At 66.4% G+C, this 20,617-nt stretch carries 18 protein-coding genes; 13 read left to right on the top strand and 5 right to left on the bottom strand.

Translation table 11 applies throughout. The features are described from left to right. Positions 1–153: 153 nt before the first annotated feature. Complete coding sequence (locus ARADN35_RS26535; RefSeq protein ID WP_010464382.1) at positions 154–1,032, top strand: helix-turn-helix domain-containing protein; 879 nt, start codon at positions 154–156, stop codon at positions 1,030–1,032. Positions 1,033–1,135: 103 nt separating this feature from the next. Then, positions 1,136–1,480 (top strand): VOC family protein, encoded by a 345-nt coding sequence (locus ARADN35_RS0117470; RefSeq protein ID WP_010464380.1) that lies wholly within the window; start codon positions 1,136–1,138, stop codon positions 1,478–1,480. A gap of 25 nt (positions 1,481–1,505) precedes the next feature. Here ARADN35_RS0117470 and ARADN35_RS0117465 read toward each other — a convergent pair whose 3' ends face one another. Both ARADN35_RS0117465 and ARADN35_RS0117460 read right to left on the bottom strand, forming a co-directional pair. Then, the gene (locus ARADN35_RS0117465) at positions 1,506–2,351 is read right to left on the bottom strand and encodes a class III extradiol dioxygenase family protein (protein ID WP_010464378.1); all 846 of its coding nucleotides are present in this window, start codon (positions 2,349–2,351) and stop codon (positions 1,506–1,508) included. Between the two features lie 12 nt (positions 2,352–2,363). Further along, positions 2,364–2,711 carry a protocatechuate 4,5-dioxygenase subunit alpha gene (locus ARADN35_RS0117460; protein WP_010464376.1) on the bottom strand — a complete coding sequence of 116 codons (348 nt, stop codon included), beginning with the start codon at positions 2,709–2,711 and terminating at the stop codon, positions 2,364–2,366. Positions 2,712–2,787: 76 nt separating this feature from the next. Here ARADN35_RS0117460 and ARADN35_RS0117455 point away from each other — a divergent pair, with 76 nt between their 5' ends. Continuing rightward, positions 2,788–3,708, top strand: a complete 921-nt coding sequence (locus ARADN35_RS0117455) for a LysR family transcriptional regulator (RefSeq protein WP_035197675.1) — start codon at positions 2,788–2,790, stop codon at positions 3,706–3,708. Here the strand turns inward: ARADN35_RS0117455 and ARADN35_RS0117450 are convergent. Beyond that, the gene (locus tag ARADN35_RS0117450) at positions 3,705–4,577 is read right to left on the bottom strand and encodes a gamma-glutamyl-gamma-aminobutyrate hydrolase family protein (RefSeq protein WP_010464372.1); all 873 of its coding nucleotides are present in this window, start codon (positions 4,575–4,577) and stop codon (positions 3,705–3,707) included. The two genes, ARADN35_RS0117455 and ARADN35_RS0117450, sit on opposite strands and share 4 nt — an antisense overlap. 293 nt (positions 4,578–4,870) lie before the next feature. Here ARADN35_RS0117450 and ARADN35_RS0117445 point away from each other — a divergent pair, with 293 nt between their 5' ends. The 3 genes from ARADN35_RS0117445 (at position 4,871) to ARADN35_RS0117435 (ending at position 11,146) form a co-directional block, all read left to right on the top strand. After that, complete coding sequence (locus tag ARADN35_RS0117445) at positions 4,871–8,440, top strand: TonB-dependent receptor domain-containing protein (RefSeq protein ID WP_010464371.1); 3,570 nt, start codon at positions 4,871–4,873, stop codon at positions 8,438–8,440. Next, positions 8,412–10,421, top strand: coding sequence for a CHASE2 domain-containing protein (locus tag ARADN35_RS0117440; RefSeq protein WP_010464370.1), 2,010 nt, complete (start codon positions 8,412–8,414; stop codon positions 10,419–10,421). Before ARADN35_RS0117445 ends, ARADN35_RS0117440 begins: the two co-directional genes overlap by 29 nt. 374 nt (positions 10,422–10,795) lie before the next feature. Beyond that, a complete protein-coding gene (locus ARADN35_RS0117435) occupies positions 10,796–11,146 on the top strand; it encodes an HPF/RaiA family ribosome-associated protein (protein WP_010464369.1) in 351 nt (116 codons plus the stop codon). A gap of 280 nt (positions 11,147–11,426) precedes the next feature. On the opposite strand, the gene ARADN35_RS0117430 is transcribed toward ARADN35_RS0117435, so the two are convergent. Both ARADN35_RS0117430 and ARADN35_RS0117425 read right to left on the bottom strand, forming a co-directional pair. Next, on the bottom strand, positions 11,427–12,392 hold the full coding sequence (locus ARADN35_RS0117430; protein ID WP_010464368.1) for a PDR/VanB family oxidoreductase: 966 nt from the start codon (positions 12,390–12,392) through the stop codon (positions 11,427–11,429). Then, on the bottom strand, positions 12,389–13,444 hold the full coding sequence (locus ARADN35_RS0117425) for an aromatic ring-hydroxylating dioxygenase subunit alpha (protein WP_010464367.1): 1,056 nt from the start codon (positions 13,442–13,444) through the stop codon (positions 12,389–12,391). The genes ARADN35_RS0117430 and ARADN35_RS0117425 overlap by 4 nt, the downstream gene beginning before the upstream one ends. A gap of 291 nt (positions 13,445–13,735) precedes the next feature. Here ARADN35_RS0117425 and ARADN35_RS0117420 point away from each other — a divergent pair, with 291 nt between their 5' ends. The 7 genes from ARADN35_RS0117420 to ARADN35_RS0117390 all read left to right on the top strand — a co-directional run bounded on the left by ARADN35_RS0117420 (position 13,736) and on the right by ARADN35_RS0117390 (position 20,562). Further along, positions 13,736–14,503, top strand: coding sequence for a GntR family transcriptional regulator (locus ARADN35_RS0117420; protein ID WP_029414134.1), 768 nt, complete (start codon positions 13,736–13,738; stop codon positions 14,501–14,503). 313 nt (positions 14,504–14,816) lie between these two features. Next, positions 14,817–16,004: an ABC transporter substrate-binding protein gene (locus ARADN35_RS0117415; RefSeq protein ID WP_010464365.1), complete on the top strand. Its 1,188-nt coding sequence runs from the start codon at positions 14,817–14,819 to the stop codon at positions 16,002–16,004. 243 nt (positions 16,005–16,247) lie between these two features. Next, positions 16,248–17,120: a branched-chain amino acid ABC transporter permease gene (locus ARADN35_RS0117410; RefSeq protein ID WP_010464364.1), complete on the top strand. Its 873-nt coding sequence runs from the start codon at positions 16,248–16,250 to the stop codon at positions 17,118–17,120. Further along, complete coding sequence (locus ARADN35_RS0117405; RefSeq protein WP_010464363.1) at positions 17,120–18,082, top strand: branched-chain amino acid ABC transporter permease; 963 nt, start codon at positions 17,120–17,122, stop codon at positions 18,080–18,082. Before ARADN35_RS0117410 ends, ARADN35_RS0117405 begins: the two co-directional genes overlap by 1 nt. Then, complete coding sequence (locus tag ARADN35_RS0117400) at positions 18,079–18,849, top strand: ABC transporter ATP-binding protein (RefSeq protein WP_010464362.1); 771 nt, start codon at positions 18,079–18,081, stop codon at positions 18,847–18,849. The genes ARADN35_RS0117405 and ARADN35_RS0117400 overlap by 4 nt, the downstream gene beginning before the upstream one ends. After that, positions 18,842–19,567, top strand: coding sequence for an ABC transporter ATP-binding protein (locus ARADN35_RS0117395; RefSeq protein WP_010464360.1), 726 nt, complete (start codon positions 18,842–18,844; stop codon positions 19,565–19,567). Before ARADN35_RS0117400 ends, ARADN35_RS0117395 begins: the two co-directional genes overlap by 8 nt. A gap of 8 nt (positions 19,568–19,575) precedes the next feature. Continuing rightward, entirely contained in the window at positions 19,576–20,562 is a 987-nt protein-coding gene (locus ARADN35_RS0117390) for a tripartite tricarboxylate transporter substrate binding protein (protein WP_010464358.1), read from the top strand. The last annotated feature ends 55 nt before the right edge of the window (positions 20,563–20,617 follow it).

Below are 20,617 nucleotides of genomic sequence, written 5' to 3'. Positions count from 1 at the left end.
TTCTGGCGTAGATGGGTAAAGCGCTAAGGGCCAAAATGGCTTAAAACCTGTTGGCTGCGCCGCTTCCTGTGTCTGCACCGCCGTGGCCAGCACGCTGCCAAGCGGTGTAAGGTAGCCCGTCGGCACCATCCACGGACCGACAGGAGGAACCCCATGCCACCGCCCATTGCCTCAAGCCGGGCCATACCGGGCCCCGGCTTGCCGGGGCAGCCCGCCACCGCCTGTGCGATGTGGGGCTTTGAAGAATGCCTGCCTCACCCCGTGCGCCGCCTGGAGGTCGCGCATGCGGACATCAAGCTGATCATCGGCTGGCATGCGGCGTATGGAGTCAGGCTGCCCGCTGGCACCCTGCAGCCCTACCAATCCCTGGTGGTGGGGCTCGGTGGCGGGCCGGTGGTGACCGAGCATCGGGGCACGCAGTCTTGCGTGGAGGTCACGCTGGCGCCCTGGCTGGGCTTTCAGCTATTCCACGGCAGCCCGGACGTGCTCTCGTGTTCGGTGGTTGCACTGGCCGATGTGTGGGGCAGCGCGGCCACGCAGCTGTCCGAGCAGTTGCACCATGCGCCGGATTGGCCCGCGCGCTTTGCCTTGGTACAGCAGTGCCTGCAGGGGATGCTGGCCCGGTCGCGCCACACGGTGCAGGCGCCGGTGCGGCAGGCCTGGGAGATGCTGAGCGCGCAACGAGGCAACCTGCCCGTGTCGGCCCTGTGCCGCGCCGTGGGCTGGAGCGAGCGGCACCTGGCACTGCAGTCCTGCCACCAGCTGGGGGACACGCCCAAGCGCCTGGCGCGGCGATTGCGGTTTGGGGCTGCCCACCAGGCCCTGGAGGGGGTCACTGGCCCCGAAGGGCAAACCGACCTGGCGGACTTGGCCGCCCGCTGTGGATTTGCCGACCAGAGCCACCTGAGCCGGGAGTTCCGGCACTTTGCGGGTTGCTCGCCAGCGGCCTACCAGCGCGCGGGTTTTGCCGATGTGCCGGGCAAGCCCGCCAGTTTGGTGGAGTCTGTGGAGACGGCTGAGTCTAGGGGCTGACGATCTGCGAGCCACCCGGCACCAGGTCATTTTTCTTCAAGACGTGCGGGCACAAGGCGCCCAGACTGGCGCACTTGCCATGTTTTCCTCAAGGGAGCTTTAGATGCACGCCAACGTCTCATTCCTCGAAATCGGGGCCGACAACGCCCGGGTTTCGCAGCAGTTCTTCAGCCAATTCTTTCAGTGGACTTTTGAGCCCACGGAGAAGGAGGGTGAGGGCTGGTTTGTGAATGGAGGCATGAAAGTCGGCCTGCACGGCGCAGACCCTGCGCAGTCCATCACCCCGTTCTTTGAAGTGGCCGATGCGGCGCAGGCGGCCCAGCGTGTGCGGGCGCTGGGCGGGACCGTGCAGCCACCGGGCCCGGAGGAGCCCGGTTTTGGCGTGTTTCTGATGTGCACCGACCCCGGTGGAGTCCGCTTTGGGCTGCACCAGCCCGCACGGCGCTGAAGGGCAATGGACGCAGCGATCTGCGCTACACCGCCTCCAGCGCCATCACCGCCGTGGCGGTGTTCGAGATCGGGATGTGGTAGTTGCTGTGCACCCGGCGCACGCCCGCACTCGCAGTGGCCAAGGCGCCCCGCATGGCCAGCCACATCAGCAGCTCCACGCCCTGGGTGCCGGTCTTTTCCACCAGCTCGTGCACGCTGAACTGCGTGGCCCATTCGGGGTTGGTGGTCAGGCTTTCGATGAACTGCAGGTCAAACGCCTTGTTGATGAAGCCCGCGCGCTCGCCGTCGAGCTGGTGACTCAGCCCGCCCGAGGCGATCACCGCCACCTTCTTGTCGCTGTCCCAGCTCTGGATCGCCTGGCCCACGGCCTTGCCCAGGGCGTAACAGCGCTTGGCCGAGGGCAGCGGGAACTGCACGGTGTTGATGCACACCGGCACCACCGTCACGGGGCAATCGCCTTCGGGCCAGAAGAGCTTGAGCGGCAGCGTGCAGGCGTGGTCCACCAGCATCTCCTGGCAGGTGGTCACGTCAAACTCCTGCTCGACCAGCGTGTTGATGAGGTGCCACGACAGGTCCACCTCGCCCGGGAAGGGCGGCAACGTGGGGATGCCCCAGCCTTCGTCGGCGTTGTTGTATTCGGCCGCCGCGCCCACGGCAAAGGTGGGCATCTTGTCGAGAAAAAAGTTCAGGCCGTGGTCGTTGTAGAACATCACGACCACGTCCGGCTTCTTCTCGCCCAGCCACCGGCGGATGGGCGGAAAGCCGTCGAAGAAGGGCTTCCAGTACGGATCGTTCTGCAGGCCCTTGTGGATGGCGTTGCCAATGGCCGGGATGTGCGAGGTGCCGAGGCCGCCGATGAGTTGTGCCATGGGTTTGTCTCCTTATTTGCCTGCGGCCACGAGCATGGCCTTGAATTCGTCTTTGGTCATGCCCGTCTGCTGCGCGCCGATGTCCTGCATGTCCAGCTTGAAGATGCCTGCAAACTTGGCCAGGTAGTAGGCGTTGCCGCCTGCGGCAATCAGCTGCAGCACGTTCTTGGCGCGGATGGCGGCAGCCTGCTGCTCGTTCAGGCCGTACTGCTTCATGTACGCCTCTTCGTCGGACACAAAGGCCTTGCGGTTGGCCTCGTTGTTGAACGAAAAGCACATCTTGTTCAGCGCATAACCCTTGCGGGCCTGGTCGCCATCGAACGGCGTGGTGCCGGGGATCGGGGGGTTGCGGGAAGGCATGGAAGTCTCCGGGGCTTGATGTAGGTCAGCCCGCAGTGTCGCGACGGCATTGCCAAAGATGAAGGGGCCCAAGATCATCGAATGCATGAGCAAATTCGATGGATCACAGCTGGACGGGCACCTGCTGAAGCTGCTGCTGGCGGTGCTGGAGACGGGCAGCATCACGGCGGCGGCCGAGCGCCTGGGCGTCACCCAGTCGGCCGTGAGCCACCTGCTCGACAAGCTGCGCGCCATCACCGGCGACCCGCTGTTTGTGAAGCGCGGGCGCGGCATTGTGCCCACCGCACGCGCCGAGGCGCTGGCCCAGCCCGCGCGCGACATGCTGCACCAGATGCAGTTGTTTGCCCAAGGGGCCGACTTTGACCCGCGCGCCTGGCAGACCGAGCTGACCATCGCCGCCAACGACTTTCAGCGCGACCTGCTTTTGCCCGCGCTGGCCGTGCGCCTGCGCAGCGCTGCACCGGGCGTCACGCTGCGCATCGTGCCCAGCGGCGCGCCCAGCGCCGAGCTGCTGCGGTCCGACGCGTGCCAGCTCGTCATCAGCCCTCGCCCACCCGAGGGGACCGACGTCGTGCAAAAGCGCTTGTTTGAAGACCAGTACCGCGTGTTCTACGACCCTGCGGTGCGCAACGCCCCGACTTCAGAGGCGGACTACCTGGCGGCCGACCACGCCACTGTGGCCTATGAGGCGCGCCGGGGGCTGGACCTGGACCGTCAGCTCGACGCGCGCGGTGTGCACCGCCAGGTGGTGGTGCGTGTGCCGGGCTTCGCTGCACTGCCCGCGTTTGTGCGGGGCACTTTGCTGCTCACCACGGCGCCGTCATTGATGGGGCGCACCGCATTGGCCGCGCTGGCAGGTGTGCCCGTACCGGTGGCCTGCCCCAGCCTGCCCATGTACCTGATCTGGCACATGCGCTACCAGCAAGACGCGGCACACCGCTGGCTGCGCGGGCAGATACAGGCGGTGGTCGGGCCTGCCATGGGGAAGGGGGGCTAGGCCCGCTTTGCCAGCGCCCGCCGCAGCAGCCGCGACGCCCGTTCACGCAGGGGCGGCGAGGGATGGGCTACCGTCCGTGGGCTGGCCTTGGCCAGCTCGCAGGCAGACAGAAAATCCTCCAGGATGGCGGTGTCGTCCAGCGTGTCCGAGCCGACCTTGTGAAACTCGGGGTGCCACTGCGTGGCGGCGATGTAGCCACGCCCCGGTGCCGGTTGCAGGCGGATCGCTTCAGGCACGCCGTCGGGCTCACTCAGCGCTTCGACGACAAAGTCCGGCGCTACCCGCTTGATGCCCTGGTGGTGGATGCTGTTGACGCGTGCACGTGGTGTGTCCGGATACAACTTGGCCAGGTGCGAGTCGGGCACGATGTGGATGTCGTGAAAGTGCTGGTCGTACGTGCTGGCGTTGCGGTGTTGCTGCGCACCGGGGTGCTGGGTCTCGATGTCCTGGTACAGCGCGCCGCCAAAGGCCACGTTGATGAGCTGTAGGCCCCGGCACACGCCGAAGATGGGTTTTCCGACCTGGGCAAACGCCTTGACGACCGCCAGGTCGTACAGGTCGCGCACGCGGTCGCCCACCCACTCTTCGCGCAGGGGCTCCTCGCCATAGTTGCCCGGCCACACATCGGCGCCACCGTGCATGACGATGCCGTCCAGCCACTCGGCATAGTGGTCGAGCGTCACGTCGCCGCGTGCCGTCTCGCCAGTGGGGCAGGGCACCATGACCACCATGGCCCCGGCCGACATGAGCCAGTGGGCAATGGACTGTTCGACGTACTGCAGGGTTTTGCCCTTGAACAGCGGGCGGGCGGGGTCGGCGTGTTGAAAGCAGGCAGACAGACCAATCTTGAGGCGGCGGGCGGCGGGCATGTTTGGAGGCTCCAGGCAACACGCGCGGGGCGTGTGATCAATGCAATCTTGGGTTACCAATTTGTAGCACCGCACCCGCGCCGCGTCTGTAGGAAGGGGCCGTGCGGGGCTGCGCTGGCGCTGTCGCCGGCGACGCAATGCTACGAAATGTGGCTTTCTTCATGAAAATGCAACCGTGCGGTGTCTCGCAAGAGGCCGGTTGGGGCGGTGGGCTGGCCATAATTTCTGCTCGCCGGGCGCCAGGGAGGCTGCGCCAGGTGGTGCCCCTCCAGCCTTCCCCGAAAGCCCACGACATGTCCCACAAGAAGCATTGCCTGCCCGCGCTCACGGCGCTGGCCACGTTGACCGCCCTGGCCTGGCCGCTGCTGGCCCAGGCCGCTGTGCCCGCAGGTGCTGCCGCCGAGATCGTCAGCCTGCAGGGCACGGGCGACCAGCGTGCCGCCGCTGCAGCCGACTGGCAGCCCGCTCGCCCGGCCCAGGCCCTGGCCACGGGCGATTTCGTGCGCACCCGGCAAGCCGCGCGGATGGCCCTGCTGTTTGCCGACGACACCCAGCTGCGCCTGCACCAGAACACGGTGCTGCAGGTCAAGGGCGTGGCCACACCCGCCCAGCCGGTGACCACGCTGCTGCTCAACGCGGGCCGGGCCTGGACGCAGACGCGCCGCGCCGATGGCTCGCGGCTGAACCTGGAAACCCCGGCCGCCACGGCGGCGATCCGGGGCACCGACTGGGACATCAGCGTGGAGGACGACGGCCGCACCTTGCTGACCGTGCTGTCGGGCACGGTGGAGTTCTCCAATGCGCAGGGGCAGGTGTCGGTGGGCGCCAACGAGGCTGCCTATGCCGAGGTGGGCAAGGCCCCGGTCAAGCTGGTGCTGAGCCAGCCGCGCGACCGCATCCAGTGGGTGAACGCCCTGCGCGCCGACCCGCTGCCGCACCTTTCTGCTGAACCCGTGCCCGAAGCGCTGGCCCCGGTGCGCGCCGCGCTGGTGGCCCGCGATCTGCCCGCCGCGCGTGCCGCGCTGGCGCAGGCGAAAGCAAACGGCAGCGCACCCGCACCCTGGGTGGCCGTGATGGAGACTGCCATCGCACTGCAGGCGGGCGATGTCCTCGCTGCGCGCGAACAGCTGGCCCGCCAAGCGGCCACGCCGGCCGCCCCGCTGCCGGTCTGGCTCATGCAGTCGGACGTGTTGCTCATGGAAGGCGACGCGGCCGCTGCGGCCACCACGCTGCGCACCGCCCTGCAGCGCTGGCCCGCGCACCCGGCCCTGGTGGCCCAGCTGGCCCGGGTGCAACTGCTGAGCGACCGCGTGGACGAGGCCACCGCCACGCTGGCCCCGGCACAGGGCACAGCGCATGCAGAGCTTGCGATGGTGCGGGCTGAATTGGCCCGCCGCCGGGGAGATGCCCCCGGCACGCTGAGTGCATACACCGAGGCCACGCAGCTCGCGCCGCAAGACGCCCGGGGCTGGCAGGGCCTGGGCAGTGCCCACACCGAACGCGAAGACGCCCGCCCCGCCCGCGCCAATCTGCAGCAGGCGCTGGCGCTGTCGCCCCAAAGTCCCGGCGCCTGGGGCGAGCTGGGCACGCTGGAAACCTTCACCAACCAGTTCACCGAGGCGGGCCAGGCCTTTGCCACCGCTTTGGGCGACAACCCGGCGGACTACGTGGCACTCACCGGCCAGGGGCTGCTGCACCTCAAGCAGGGCGACCCTCAGGCCGCGCTGGATGCCTTTTTGCGCGCGGGCGTGATGGAGCCCCGCTACGCCCGCGCCAAGACCTGGACGGCCGTGGCGTACTACCAATTGGGCCGCCACCAGGATGCGCTGGCCACGCTGCGCCAGGCCAGCAGCCTGGACGACAAGGACCCCGTGCCCTACATGCTGCTGGCACAGATCCACACCGACCTGTTCCAGCCCGGCGAAGCGGTGGAGGCTGCGCGCGCAGCGGTGCAACGCATGCCCTACCTCAAGTCGCTCAACCAGGTCGCCAACGACCAGAAAGGCAGCGCCAACCTGGGCGCCTCCATGGCCTTCTTTGGCATGGAAGACTGGGCGCTGGAACTGGCGCAGCAGAGCTTCTATCCCTACTGGGGCGGGAGCCACCTGTTCCTGGCGGACCGGTATGCAGGCGAGTTCAACAAGAACTCGGCGCTGTTCCAGGGTTTCCTCACAGACCCGATGGCGTTTGGGGCGAGCCAGCGGTATTCGTCGCTGCTGCAGCAACCCGGGGCGCATGGGGCGGTGGGGGTGACGCTGGACAAGGAGGATGCACGGTCGCGTGCACCCGCCATCACGCTCAATGGCATGAACAACAGCTATGTGCCCACTTCCTGGTTCTTCAAAGCGCAGTCGGTCAGCGTGAGCGAGTTGCCTTTTGATCTGCTGAACAATCAGGCCCCGGCGGTGCGGGGCGGTTATGGCGATCTGACCGGGCGCGCCGTGACTGCAGGTGTTGGCATGCAGCCTACGGAGCGCATCAATCTCTTTGCCTATGTGAACCAGTTCGAGGCCCGTATGCGGAGCCAGAACCTGTTTGAGACGTCCATTGACAACACGAACAGCCAAGGCGCTTTGGGCCTAGCGTACCGCTGGGGGCCGACGGAGCAGACATGGATCAAGCTGGGCCGCAGTGTGGAAAACAACGAGTATCTGCGTTACCCCACGGCGTATATCGACCCACCTTTGGTGACGGTGACGGGCTTCAGCACTGCACCACGCAAACAGTTGACCGATCTGCAATTGCGCCACACTTTGGACACGGCACCGGGCAGTCGTTGGAGCCTTGCACTTGAGCACGTGCGTGAGCGGCAGAACAATGTGTTGGCAGGCGAAACCGTGGTGGCGGCCGACATCCCCGGCGTGGGGCTTTACACGGACTATTTGATTGCGCTGGGCTACAACCGGATTGACCGGCGGTACACCGGCCTTACTCTGGCGACCACCCAGCGGCTGGACGCTGCGTTGAATCTGGATGCCGCACTGGGGATTCAACAGATTCGCCACCGCGTCGATGGCCTCACCAGCTACTACTTGGCGAACCTTGATGTACTTACCGAAGAAACTGCTGGCCGCGCAGAGATGGAGCGCGTCGTCACCCCCCGCGTAGGCATGGTGTGGCAACCCGCCGCAGGCACCACCGTGCGCATGGCCTACCAGGACTGGCTGCGGCCACTCAGCGTTTCCACCCTCACCAGCGTGGAAACGGCGGGAATTCCCGTCGAGGACCGTCTGGTCGAGGCCGGCGGCCGCCACAAGCGCACCGTGGCGCAGGTGGGCCTGGAGCTGGGTGCGAGCACCTTCCTGAGCCTGCGCGCGGACCACCTGCGCGTGCGCAACCCCGGCACCGTGGGCGTGGACCTGCGCACGCCCAGCCTGCCGTTCCTCGAAGAAATGCGCAACGCGCAGCTCGTCAACCTCTCGACCACCGACCTGCTGGAAGACACGCCCAGCTTCGACTCCGGCACGCTCAAAACCCTGGGCGCGGGCCTCAACCACATGTTCAGCCGGCGCTGGTCGGGCTATGCCAAGTACCTCTACCAGGGCAGCGAAAGCCGCAGCCACGACGCGGACGTGCCCGTGGGCCGCATCCCCTACATCCCGCGCCACACGCTGGCGGTGGGCGCCACCTGGGCCAGCCCGCAGCGGCTGTACCTGAGCGGCCGCGCGGTGTACCGGTCGGAGCGTTTTGAAGACAAGGAAAACCTCACGCGCATGGCGCCGGGCTGGGGCGTGGACCTGATGGGCTTCTGGGAATCGCAGGACAAACACTGGGTGGTGGGCGTGGCCGCATTGAACCTGTGGGCGCCAAAGTCAGACCGCAGAAAGACCCGGTATGTCCTGGACGCGCGCTACCGTTTCTGATTCCGCATCGCCAGCGGTCCGGCGCCAGCAACAGTTCTATGCGCTGGCAGCTTGCGCGCTGGCGTTGCTGCTGCTGGGGGCGGCCACGTTCAGCCGTACCTGGCACGCGCTGGAGTTCAAGACCTTCGACGTGCTCACGGCCTGGACTGCGCCACAGCGCACGGCACTGCCCGTGGTGATCCTGGCGATTGACGAACCCACGTTTCAGGAGCTGCAGCACACCTGGCCCTTCCCGCGCAGCGTGCATGCAGCGCTTTTGCAGCGTTTGCACGACGAGGGCGCCGCGGCCATAGGCCTGGACATCGTGTTCGCCGACCCGTCTACCGAGGCCGAGGATGCATCGCTCGCGCAGGCCATCGCAGAGACCGGCCCCGTGGTGCTGGCCGCCACGCGCGAAAAGATCGACAGCAGCAACGCTGCACTGTGGCTGGACGTGATGCCCCTGCAGCGGTTCCTGGACGCCGGGGCCGATGCGGGCGATGCGGGGGTGGAGCCCGACGACGACTTCGTGGTGCGCCGCGTCCCCGTGGCACGCGAGAGTTTTGCCCTGCGGCTGGCGCAGCGCGCGGCCGAGGCGCGCGGCAAGATGCCGGTGCTGCGCCACTTCGACTGGATCGGCTACCGGGGCCCGCGCGGCACGTTTGACACGCGCTCGTACTACCAGGCGCTGGAGCCGGGCCTGCTACCCGCAGGTTTTTTCAAGAACAAGATCGTGCTGGTGGGGCGGTCTGCACGCACCGCGACCGAGTTGTCGCGGTCGCAGGCCGACCTGTTCAATTCACCGTTTGGCACCGCAGGGGGCGAGCGCCTGTTTCCTGGGGTGGAGCTCCAGGCCACGCTGGTGGACAACTACCTCACCGGCGGTGGGCTGCGCAGCGTTTCGGACGGCTGGACGCTGGCGCTCGTGGTGCTGCTGGTGCCTTTGCTGCTGTGGGGTAACCGCAGACTGCACCCAGCGGGCGCCGCGGCGCTGGCAGCAGCGCTGGTGGCGGCAATAGCGGGGGCCTCGTGGTGGCTGTTTGGGCGTTTTCAGCTGTGGTGGCCCCCATTGCTGCCTGCGGCGGCAGCGGTGGCGGTCTACGGCGCAGCGGCGCTGGCGGGCTATGCCTTTGTGCGCCGGCGCGCGCGCCAGACGCGGGCGATGTTCGCGCAGTACGTGCCGCCCGCCGTGGTCTCGCGCCTCATTGCGCAGCCTGATCTGATGCGCCTGGGCGGCGAGGCGCGCGAGGTCACGCTCATGTTCACCGACCTGGCCAACTTCACCACCCTGTCGGAGCAGCTGAGCGCCGAGCAGACGGTAGAGGTGCTCACCGCGTACTTCAACGCTATGACACCCATCGTGCATGCCACGGGCGGTACGGTGGACAAGTTCATTGGCGACGCGGTGATGGCCTTCTGGGGGGCGCCACTGGACGATCCGCAGCACGCCGAACACGCCGTGGCCGCCGCCGTCGCCATGCAGCAGGCCATGGCGGTGCTGGTGGCCGACCTGCGTGCGCGGGGCCTGCCGCCCATCCACATGCGCATTGGCCTGCACACGGGGCGTGTGGTGGTGGGCAACGTGGGTTCGGCGCAGCGCTTTTCGTACACCGCGATTGGTGATGCCGTGAACCTCGCCGCCCGGCTGGAGGGGGCCAACAAGGCGTTTGGCACCGGCATCTTGTTGTCGGCCGCCACTGCAGCCCAACTGCCGCCCACGGTGTTGCTGCGTGCGCTGGACGACGTGATCGTCAAGGGCAAGACCGAGCCGGTGCGCGTGTTCACGCCTTGCGACGATGTCGCGGTGCGCGATGCCAGCCTGGCTGCGCTGGACGCCTTCCAAGCGCGCGACTGGGAGCGCGCCAAGGGCTACCTTGCGCAGGTGCTGGCGCGCGTGCCCGATGATGCGGCGGCGCTGCGCCTGCAGGAACGCGTGGAAGTGGCGCGCGCCTTGCCCGCTGGCAGTGACTGGTCGCCCGCCGTGGCGCTGGACAAGTTGTAAGAGCCTGTTCAAGATCTTTTCGGGGTCGCACAACAAGTGCCTTGCCGGGATGGGATGCGAGGCGCGGGGCGCAGCCAATAGCCCGTGCTATTGGCAAGCACCGCAACGCCGCAGACCGCCCGGCAAGGCACTTGCCCGAAGGGTTGGGGTGAAATCGGGCCAATGACCTCGGAGCTTTGGCGCCCCGGCTGCCTGCATGGGCACGAGCCCATGCGGCGCATCCGAAGCATTCACGTCCATCACGATGGCACTCCAATGTGATCCCCGAAAAGACCTTGAGCAGGTTCTTAGGATGTTTTGACATGTGTTTACCGGGGGCAAGGCCTGCGGTGCCATCATGGACCCCTGAGCAACGTCATCTGAAAGGAATCCTGATGCAAGTACAAGTCAACACCGACGACCACATCCACGGCGGCGAGTCGCTCGCGCAATGGATCACCGACGAGTCCAAGAGCCGGCTGTCGCGCTTTCAGGACCACGTCACGCGGCTGGAGGTGTTTCTGTCGGATCTGGACGCGGGCAAGTCTGGCGCCAACGACAAGCGCTGCCGCATCGAAGCCCGCGTGACCGGCCGCCAGCCCGTTACCGTGACCGACGAAGCCGACAAGATGGCCAACGCCTTCATCGGCGCCGCCGACAAGCTGGCCCGCGCCCTCGATACCGACCTGGGCCGCGCCAAGGACCGCCACGGCCGCGACACCATCCGGACTGCGGTGGAAGAGTAAAATTTGAATGAAATTGGCCGCTGGCGCTTGATGGATATGCGCTAGCAGCTATAAATTCAGGAGTAATTCGGCCCAACTCCAGCGCGCCATCGCGTGAACCTGGCACGCCCCGCGCGAAGGACGCCGAGCAAGGGCTGCCCCGCAGCGCGGGCCTCGTCCCCCTTCAGGGGCTGAGGGCTGCGGCTCCGGGCCTGCCTGTGCAGGCCTGGACGAGCCCGAAGAGCCGCCGACTCTGGCGGCGGCACCGAGGTGCCGCAGGCGACTCAGGGGGTGTTCAATTTCACAGATCCAGCACCAGCAGCTTGCTGCGCGCGCGCGAGCAGCAGGGCATGAACTGTTCGTTGGCGGCCTTTTCTTCGTCCGTCAGGTACATATCGCGGTGGTCCACCTCGCCCTCCAGCACCCGGGTAAGGCAGGTGCCACACACGCCCTGCTCGCAAGAGGTCAGGATGTCGATGCCTTCACCGCGCAGGGCTTCCACCACCGACACATCGGGCGCGATGGCGTAGACCTTGCCGGTGCTGGCAATACGCACTTCAAAGCCCTGGTCGCCCGAGGTGTCCTGTGCCGGCGCGCCAAAGTACTCCAGGTGAATGTGGTCCTGCGCCCAGCCCATGGCCTTGGCGGTGTTCACCACATGGTCGATGAAACCCGCCGGGCCACACACATACAGGCGCTTGTCCGGGCCGGGCGCGGCCAGCACGGCGGCCAGGTCCAGCTTCTGCTCGGGTGTTCCTGCATCGAAATGGAAGTGCACACGCGGCGCCATGGGTGATGCGGCGATTTCGCCCGCGAATGCCGTGCGTTCGGCAGAGCGCGTGCAGTAGTGCAGGGCATAGTCCGCACCGGTGCGGGCCAGCCGGTCGGCCATGCACAGCAGGGGTGTCACGCCGATGCCGCCCGCCAGCAGCACCGTGTGCTGCGCCGGGTGCAGCGCAAAGTGGTTGCGGGGCGTGCTGATGGTGATCACGTCGCCCTCGTGCACGCTGTCGTGCATGGCGACCGAGCCACCGCGCGACGCCGGGTCGCGCAGCACGGCAATGCGGTAGCGGTGTGATTCGTGCGAGGCGTTGCACAGCGAATACTGCCGCGTCAGACCACCAGGCAGATGCACATCGATGTGCGAGCCTGCGCTGAACGGCGGCAGCGCGGCGCCGTCCACGCGCGCCAGCTCAAAGCTGGCGATGCCATCGGCCTCGGCCTGCTTCCTGACGACGCGGACTTGGAGTGTTTCCTGCGCGGTCATGCGGCCACCACCTGTTGCGGCTCAGGTGCGCGCTCGGCGGCGATGACGCGGTCGAGCACCTTTCGCGACTGCACGCCACCGGCGTCGATGTTGAGCATGAGCAGCTTGCGTTCGGGGTAGCGCAGCAGGTTCTGCTGCTGCATCTCCAGCATTTCCTGGTCCTCGGCAAAAATCTTGCCCTGGCCTTCGCGGATTTGGGTCGTCAGTGAAGGGTCTTGGGGTTTGAAGTTGCGCGCCATGCCCCAGAAGTAGTGGATGGAGGTCTCGGTCTCGGGCGTGATGAAGTCCACCACGATGCTCGACGCCTTCTTGTCGGCCGGCGCGTCGTAGCCGCCGTGGCCGGCCAGCGCCACGCCCACCTCGATCAGCACATGGCTGGGCGGCGTGAAGTGGCAGATCTGCCAGCGGTCCACCAGCTGGTCGTCGGGCAGGCCGTTCATGCGCAGCGCCATCTTCCAGAAGGGAGGGGCTTCGATGCCTTCCATGAAGCGGCTGGTGATGACCTCATCCCCCTCCACACGGGTCTTGCAGGGCACCTCGTCGATCTCTTTTTGGCCGATGCTGGTGGAGTGCACGTAGGTCTCGTGCGTGAGGTCCATTAGGTTGTCGACCATCAGGCGGTAGTCGCAGGCAATGTGGTACAGCCCGCCGCCATAAGCCCACTCGGGGTTGTCGGCCCAGTGCAGGTGGTGGATCTTGGTGGGGTCGGCCTGTGCGGCATCACCGGGCCACACCCAGATGAAGCCGTAGCGCTCGACCGCCGGAAAGCTGCGCGTCTTGGGAAAGCCCTGCACACGCTGTCCGGGCATGGACACGGACTTGCCGGTGCATTCCACGCGCAGGCCGTGGTAGCCGCATTGCAAGTGGCCGTCACACACGCTGCCCAGCGACAGCGGAGCACCCCGGTGCGGGCAGAAGTCATCCAGCGCGGCGACCTGGTCGGGCGCAGGGCGGTAGAACACCATTTTTTCGCCGCAAATCGTGCGGCCCAGGGGCTTGTCGGCGATCTCGTCGGGTGTGCAGGCTACGTACCAGGTGTTTTTAGGAAACATGATTGTCTCTCTCCGTGGGGTGGATGTGGTCGTCGCAGGCTTGGTATACAGCCAGCCGGCAGATCGCGTGTTTCGTGGGCTGATTGTGCGAAAAAGTGGAATTTATGTATACATAGAAAAGGCATAAAACAGTTATTGCACTCTGGTATATCTCGTAAGTTGTTGTTTTGTATGGTAGTCATGGATTTTGAGATGGATGTGCAGTGGATTTGTGTATACATTGCTGCCAGGCGTGCCGCGCACCCGCCTTGTTTCTGCCCCGCACCGTTCTCCCTGCCCACGCCACCCACCATGAACCATCCCGAACCCCTGGTCGCAGCCTCTTTGGGCGAGGCGGCCGAAGCCGGTACGTCCCAGGCCGTCAAGGCGCAGCTGCGGCTGCGCGAGATGATCCTGGCGGGCGAGCTGCCTGGCGGCGCGCGCATTGCAGAGCTGACCCTGGTCGAAAAGCTGGGCGTTTCGCGCACGCCCATCCGCGCGGCGCTGATGCGGCTGGAGCAGGAGGGCCTGCTGCACCGGCTGCCCGGCGGGGGCTATGCCGTGCGCACGTTTTCCGAGACCGATGTGGCCGATGCCATCGAACTGCGCGGCACCATGGAGGGGCTGGCCGCGCGCCTGGCGGCAGAGCGCGGTGTGGAGCCGGCGGTGCTGGCCGAGGCCCATGCCTGCCTGGACGCGATTGACGCCACGCTGAGCCCGCCCACGTTGAATGACGAGGGTTTTTCGCGCTATGTGGAGCTCAACGCACTTTTTCACCGGCTGCTCAGCCGCATGGTGGGCAGTGATGTGGTGGCCCGCGAGCTGGACCGGGTCAAGGGCCTGCCGTTTGCATCGCCATCGGCCTTTGTGGTGGTGCAGACCCATTCACCGCAAGCGCGCGACATGCTGGTGGTGGCGCAGGACCAGCACCGCCAGGCGCTTGACGCCATCGAGCGGCGCGAAGGCGCGCGGGCCGAGGCCATCATGCGCGAACATTCGCGCATCACCCGGCGCAACCTGCTGGCCGCCGTCCAGGCGTCCCAGGGGCAGGGTCTGCCCGGGGTGCAACTGATTCGCTAGCGCCTCTGTACGAATCGAGCGTGGGTGTGGGCTGCGGATCAGGACGGGCTGCAGGGCGAAAGCCACGGTGATCGGATCGCCCGAGCCATTGCGAGGCGTTGGCAATGCCGCAGGTCGCCTGGAACCGCAGATCCGCACGCCCGTGGGATGCGCGCAGAGGCTTCCTGGTGCGCATAACCCCGCGCCTGGCGGGGTGTGGCTATGCCGTTTTGGGATACCTGAATGCTCGAATTCTCGCTTGTGAAATAACGCGGGCCACGCCAAACTCCCTCCAGCATTTTTCTGTATACAACGACATCCACAGGAGACAACGATGCAAAAACGCCGCCTTCTTCGCGCCTCGGCCGCTGCCGCCGTGGCCCTTTCCGCAGGCCTCCTGGCCGCAGTGCCCGCATCGGCGCAGGACAACATCTTCAAGATCGGCCTGATCCTGCCCATGACGGGCCAGCAAGCCACCACTGGTCGCCAGATCGAAGCCGCTGCCCGCCTCTACATGGCGCAAAACGGTGACACCGTGGCGGGCAAGAAGGTGCAGCTCATCATCAAGGACGACACCAGCCTGCCCGACGTGACGCGCCGCCTGGCCCAGGAACTGGTGGTGAACGAAAAGGTCAACGTGCTCGCCGGCATGGGTATCACGCCCTCGGCCATGGCCACCGCGCCCTTGGCCACGCAGTCCAAGACCCCGCTGGTGGTGATGGCCGCCGCCACGTCCAGCATCACCGAGGCATCGCCGTATGTGGTGCGCACCAGCTTTACGCTGCCCCAGGTGTCCGTGGCCTTGGCCGACTGGGCGCCCAAGAACGGCATCAAGAAGGTGGTGACCCTGGTCAGCGACTACGGCCCGGGTATCGATGCCGAGAAGTATTTCAACCAGCGCCTGACCTTCAACGGCGGCCAGGTCACCGAAGCCCTGCGCGTGCCGCTGCGCAACCCCGACTTCGCCCCTTTCCTGCAAAAAGTGCGCGACGCCAAGCCCGACGCACTGTTCGTCTTTGTGCCTTCGGGCGCGGGTGCCGCGGTGATGAAGCAGTTCCTGGAGCGCGGCATGGACAAGGCCGGCATCAAGCTCATCGCCACCGGCGATGTGACCGATGACGATCAACTGAACGACATGGGTGATGGCGCCTTGGGCGTGGTCACGTCGCACCACTACTCGGCCGCACACCCCTCGCCGCTGAACAAGAAGTTTGTCGAGGCTTTCGAGAAGGCCAACAAGGGCCTACGCCCCAACTTCATGGCCGTGGGCGGCTACGACGGCATGCGCGTCATCTATGAAGCGCTCAAGGCCACCAAGGGTGCGGGCGGCGGTGATGCACTGCTGACCGCCATGAAGGGCCAGATCTTCGAGAGCCCCCGCGGCCCCGTGTTCATCGATGCACAGACCCGTGACATCGTGCAGAACGTGTACTTGCGCAAGGTGGAGCGTGTGAACGGCCAGCTGTACAACGTGGAATTCGACGTCATCAAGGACGTGAAGGACCCCGGAAAAACGAAGTAACCCCCTGAGGCGCTGCGCGCCTTCCCCCTACAGGGGGACACTGCCAGTGCGGCGGGGCGGCCCTTGCACGGCGGCCCTCGCCTGGGGCGCGCCGGTTGCGAGGGGCGGTGGCCTTCCTCCATCCGTTCGGGCTGAGCCTGTCGAAGCCGGGGCGTGCAGGTTGAGCGCTCAGCCTTGGTAATTCGCCCCAATTCCACAGTCCTGGGCACTGTGGGCCTTTTTTGTCTTCAATGAAGTGATTTCATGCTGACCATTCTTTTTGACGGCGTTGCCTACGGCATGCTGCTGTTCATCCTGGCGGTGGGGTTGGCCGTGACCATGGGGCTGATGAATTTCATCAACCTTGCGCACGGCGCCTTTGCCATGGCGGGGGGCTACATCACCGTGTTGCTCATGCAGCGCCTGGACGTGCCCTTCCTGGTCTGCCTGCCGCTGGCCTTTTTGGGCTCGGCGTTGCTGGGTGGAGTGCTGGAGCGCACGTTGTACCGGCCGCTCTACCACAAGGCCCACCTGGACCAGGTGCTGTTTTCCATCGGCCTGGTGTTCATGGCGGTGGCCAGCGTGGACTATTTTGTGGGCTCCACGCAGCAGATCATGCAGCTGCCCGAATGGCTCAAGGGCCGCACCGAGATTGGCGAGGGTGCGCTGATGCTGGGCATGGGCCACTACCGGCTGTTCATCATCGCAGTGTGTGCGGCGCTCACCATCGCACTGCAATACGTGTTGACAAAAACCCGCTTCGGCAGCCGTCTGCGCGCCAGCGTGGATGACCAGCGCGTGGCCGCTGGCATGGGCATCAACGTGAACATCGTGTTCCTGTCCACCTTTGCGTTCGGCTCGGGCCTCGCTGGCCTGGGGGGTGCGCTGGGCGCCGAGGTGTTGGGGCTCGACCCGAGCTTTCCGCTCAAGTTCATGATCTATTTTCTGATCGTGGTGGCGGTGGGCGGCACCTCGTCCATCACCGGCCCGCTGCTGGCCGCACTGCTGCTGGGCATTGCCGACGTGGCGGGCAAGTACTACATCCCCAAGCTGGGCGCTTTCATTGTGTACAGCCTCATGATCCTGATCCTCATCTGGCGCCCCCAAGGCCTCTTTGTGCGCAAGGGAGGCAAATGATGGCGAACCCGCACAACACCTTGTTGCAAGCGCGCCGCTTCCGCTGGTGGGAGCCCGTGCTCTGGCTGCTGGCCTTCGTGGCGCCGCTGGCACTGCCCAGCCATGCGCTCATCATCAACGAGATCGCCATCGTCGCGCTGTTTGCCCTGTCGCTGGACCTGATCCTGGGCTACACCGGCATCGTCTCGCTGGGCCATGCGGCCTTCTTCGGGCTGGGCGGCTATGCAGCGGCGCTGTTTGCCAAACATGTGATGCCCGATCCGCTGGTCGGCCTGGCCGTGGGCATTGGCGCTGCCACCGTACTCGGCGCCGTGGCGTCGCTCACCATCATGCGCGGCACCGATCTCACCCGCCTCATGGTCACGCTGGGCGTGGGCCTGGTGATGCTGGAGCTGGCCAACAAGCTCGACTGGCTGACCGGCGGCGCCGATGGTCTGCAGGGAGTGGTCATGGGCCCCGTGCTCGGAAAATTTGATTTCGACCTCTACGGCCGCACTGCTGCCTGGTATTCGCTTACCGTGCTGCTGGTGTTCTTTTTGATCGCTCGGCGTATCGTGCAATCGCCGTTTGGTGCCACGCTCAAGGCCATCCGCGACAACCGGCTGCGCGCCATGGCCATCGGCATCCCGGTCACGGCCAAACTTGCTCAGGTGTATACGCTGGCCGCCGCGCTGGCCGGGGCTGCGGGCGCCTTGCTTACGCAGACCACAGGTTTTGCATCGCTTGATCTGTTTGAGTTCCACCGCTCGGCCGATGTGATGTTGATCCTCGTGATCGGCGGCGTGGGATGGCTCTACGGCGGCATCCTGGGCGCTATTGGCTTCAAGCTGCTGCAGGACGTGATCTCGTCGGTCACGCCCCAGTACTGGACGTTCTGGATCGGCCTGTTCCTGGTGGTGCTGGTGCTGGTGGGGCGCGAACGGCTATTTCGTCCCTGGACGTGGTTCGGGAGAAACGCATGAACACCGATAACACCACCGTGCTCTCCGCGCAGGGGCTCGTCATGCGCTTTGGCGGCATCACCGCCACCAACAACGTCACGCTGAATCTGAAAAAGGGCGCACGCCATGCGCTCATCGGCCCCAACGGTGCGGGCAAGACCACGCTCATCAACCTGCTGACCGGCGTGCTGGAGCCCACCGAAGGCTCGATCACGTTGGAAGGCCGGGACATCACCCGCCTTGCGCCGCACCAGCGGGTGCAGCGCGGCATGGTGCGCACGTTCCAGATCAACCAGCTGTTCGACACCCTCACGCCGCTGGAGACGCTGGCGCTCACCGTGTCGCAACAGCAAGGCCTGGGCGGCAAATGGTGGCAACCGCTGGGTGCGCGCAAGGCCGTCACCGAGCGCTGCGAGCAGCTGCTGGAGCAGTTCCACCTCACCTCGGTGATGGCCGAGGAAACGCGCGTGCTGGCCTACGGCAAGCGCCGCCTGCTGGAGATCGCGATTGCCCTGGCCTGTGAGCCGCGCGTGCTGCTGCTGGATGAGCCCGTGGCCGGCGTGCCTGCGGGGGAGCGTGAGGAACTGCTGCAGACCGTGGCAGCCCTGCCCGCCGATGTCTCGGTGCTTTTGATCGAACACGATATGGACCTGGTTTTCAGCTTCGCCAACCGCATGACGGTGCTGGTCAACGGCACCGTGCTTACCGAGGGCGACCCGGACACCATTGCGAACGACCCGCAGGTGAAGGCCGTGTATCTGGGACACGGGGAGGACGCCCATGTCTGAACTCTTGCGCATCGAGGGCCTGAGTGCGGGCTATGGCGAGGCCGTGGTGCTGCAAGGCATTTCACTGGCCCTGCCCGAGGGCGACACACTGGCCCTGCTGGGCCGCAATGGCACGGGCAAGACCACGCTCATCAACACGCTGGCCGGGGCCACGCGCCAGCATGCGGGCAGCGTGAGCCTGGGCGGCGTGGCGCTGCACAAGCTGCCGTCGCACGAGCGCGCAGCCGCCGGTATTGGCTGGGTGCCGCAAGAGCGCAATATCTTCAAGTCGCTCACGGTGCACGAGAACCTCACGGCCGTGGCGCGCCCCGGCCGCAAGGGCTCCAGCGCCCGGCCCTGGACGCCTGAGCGCGTGTACGAAATGTTCCCGCGCCTGGCCGAGCGCAAGACCAACCTGGGCACACAGCTGTCGGGGGGCGAGCAGCAGATGCTGGCCGTGGGCCGCGCGTTGGTGCTCAACCCACGCCTGCTGCTGCTGGATGAGCCGCTCGAAGGCCTCGCACCCATCATTGTGGAAGAGCTGCTGCGCGCCATCCGCCGCATCACGCGCGAAGAGGGTCTCTCTGCCATCATCGTGGAGCAGCATCCGCAGGCCATCCTGGCCATCTCAGACCGCGCCGCCGTGCTGGACCGGGGCACGGTGGTGCACACCGGCACGGCCGCCGAGCTGAGTGCGCAGCCCGAGTTGCTCGACCGCCTGCTGGGCGTGGCAAGGTAGCGGTCACCATGCAAGCACTGCACCGCAGAACCCTTCTGAGCTGGCTGGCGGCGTCGTCTTGCGGTGCGGCTGCACCTGCCGTGGCGCAATCGGCCTTTCCCTCCCGCCCCCTGCGCATCGTGGTGCCCAACGCCGCTGGTGGCGCGGCCGACATCACGGCACGCACCGTGGGCCAGAAGATTGCTGGCCCGTTGGGGCAAAGCGTGGTCATCGAGAACAAGCCCAGCGCGGGTGGCGTGGTGGCAGGTGACCTGGTGGCGCGTGCCGAGCCCGATGGCCACACGCTGCTGTTGGTCAGCAGCGGCACGGCCGTCAGTGCAGCGCTTTTCAAAGCCTTGCCGTTCGACACCCTCAAGGACTTTGCCCCAGTCTCGCTGCTGGCCACGTTCGACCTGGCCGTAGTGGTCAAGGAAGGCGGGCGCTTTACCACCCTGGCCGAGCTGCTGGCCTACGCCCGCGCCCACCCTGGCAAGCTCAACATTGGCACCCCGCAGATCGGCACCACGCAGAACCTGGCCGCCGAGCTGTTCAAGGTGACGGCGGGCATCGACGCGCAGGTGGTGCCCTTCAACGGTACGCCTCCCGTCATCACCGCGGTGCGCGGTGGCGAGATCGACGTGATGATCGACATCCTGGGCGGCCTCATGCCGCAAATCGGCGCCAAGGCCTTGCGGCCATTGGCTGTGATGGGCGCCCAGCGTGCCGCTCAGCTGCCCGATGTGCCCACGGTGCGCGAAAGCGGTGGGCCGTTGGCCAGCTTCAACGTCACGTCGTGGAACGGCCTGGCCGTGCCCGCCAAAACACCCGCTGCCGTGGTGGAGCGTCTCTCGCGCGAGGTGCAGGCCGCGCTGGCCCAGCCCGATGTGAAAAAGCGCCTGCTGGAGCTGAATCTCAACGCCCAGGGCAGCACCCCCGCGCAGCTGGGCGAACACCTGGCTGCTGATGTGCGCCGCTGGAGCGACGTGATCGCACGGGCCAAGATCGCGCGGCAGTGAGTACCACCGCTGCACGCCTGCGGTGCCAGCGGTGGTGCGGAGGCTGAAAGGGACA

Origin of the sequence: Acidovorax radicis N35 (genome assembly GCF_000204195.1) — a bacterium.
Lineage (GTDB): Bacteria > Pseudomonadota > Gammaproteobacteria > Burkholderiales > Burkholderiaceae_C > Acidovorax > Acidovorax radicis.
This window is presented reverse-complemented; position numbering and strand designations above follow the sequence as displayed.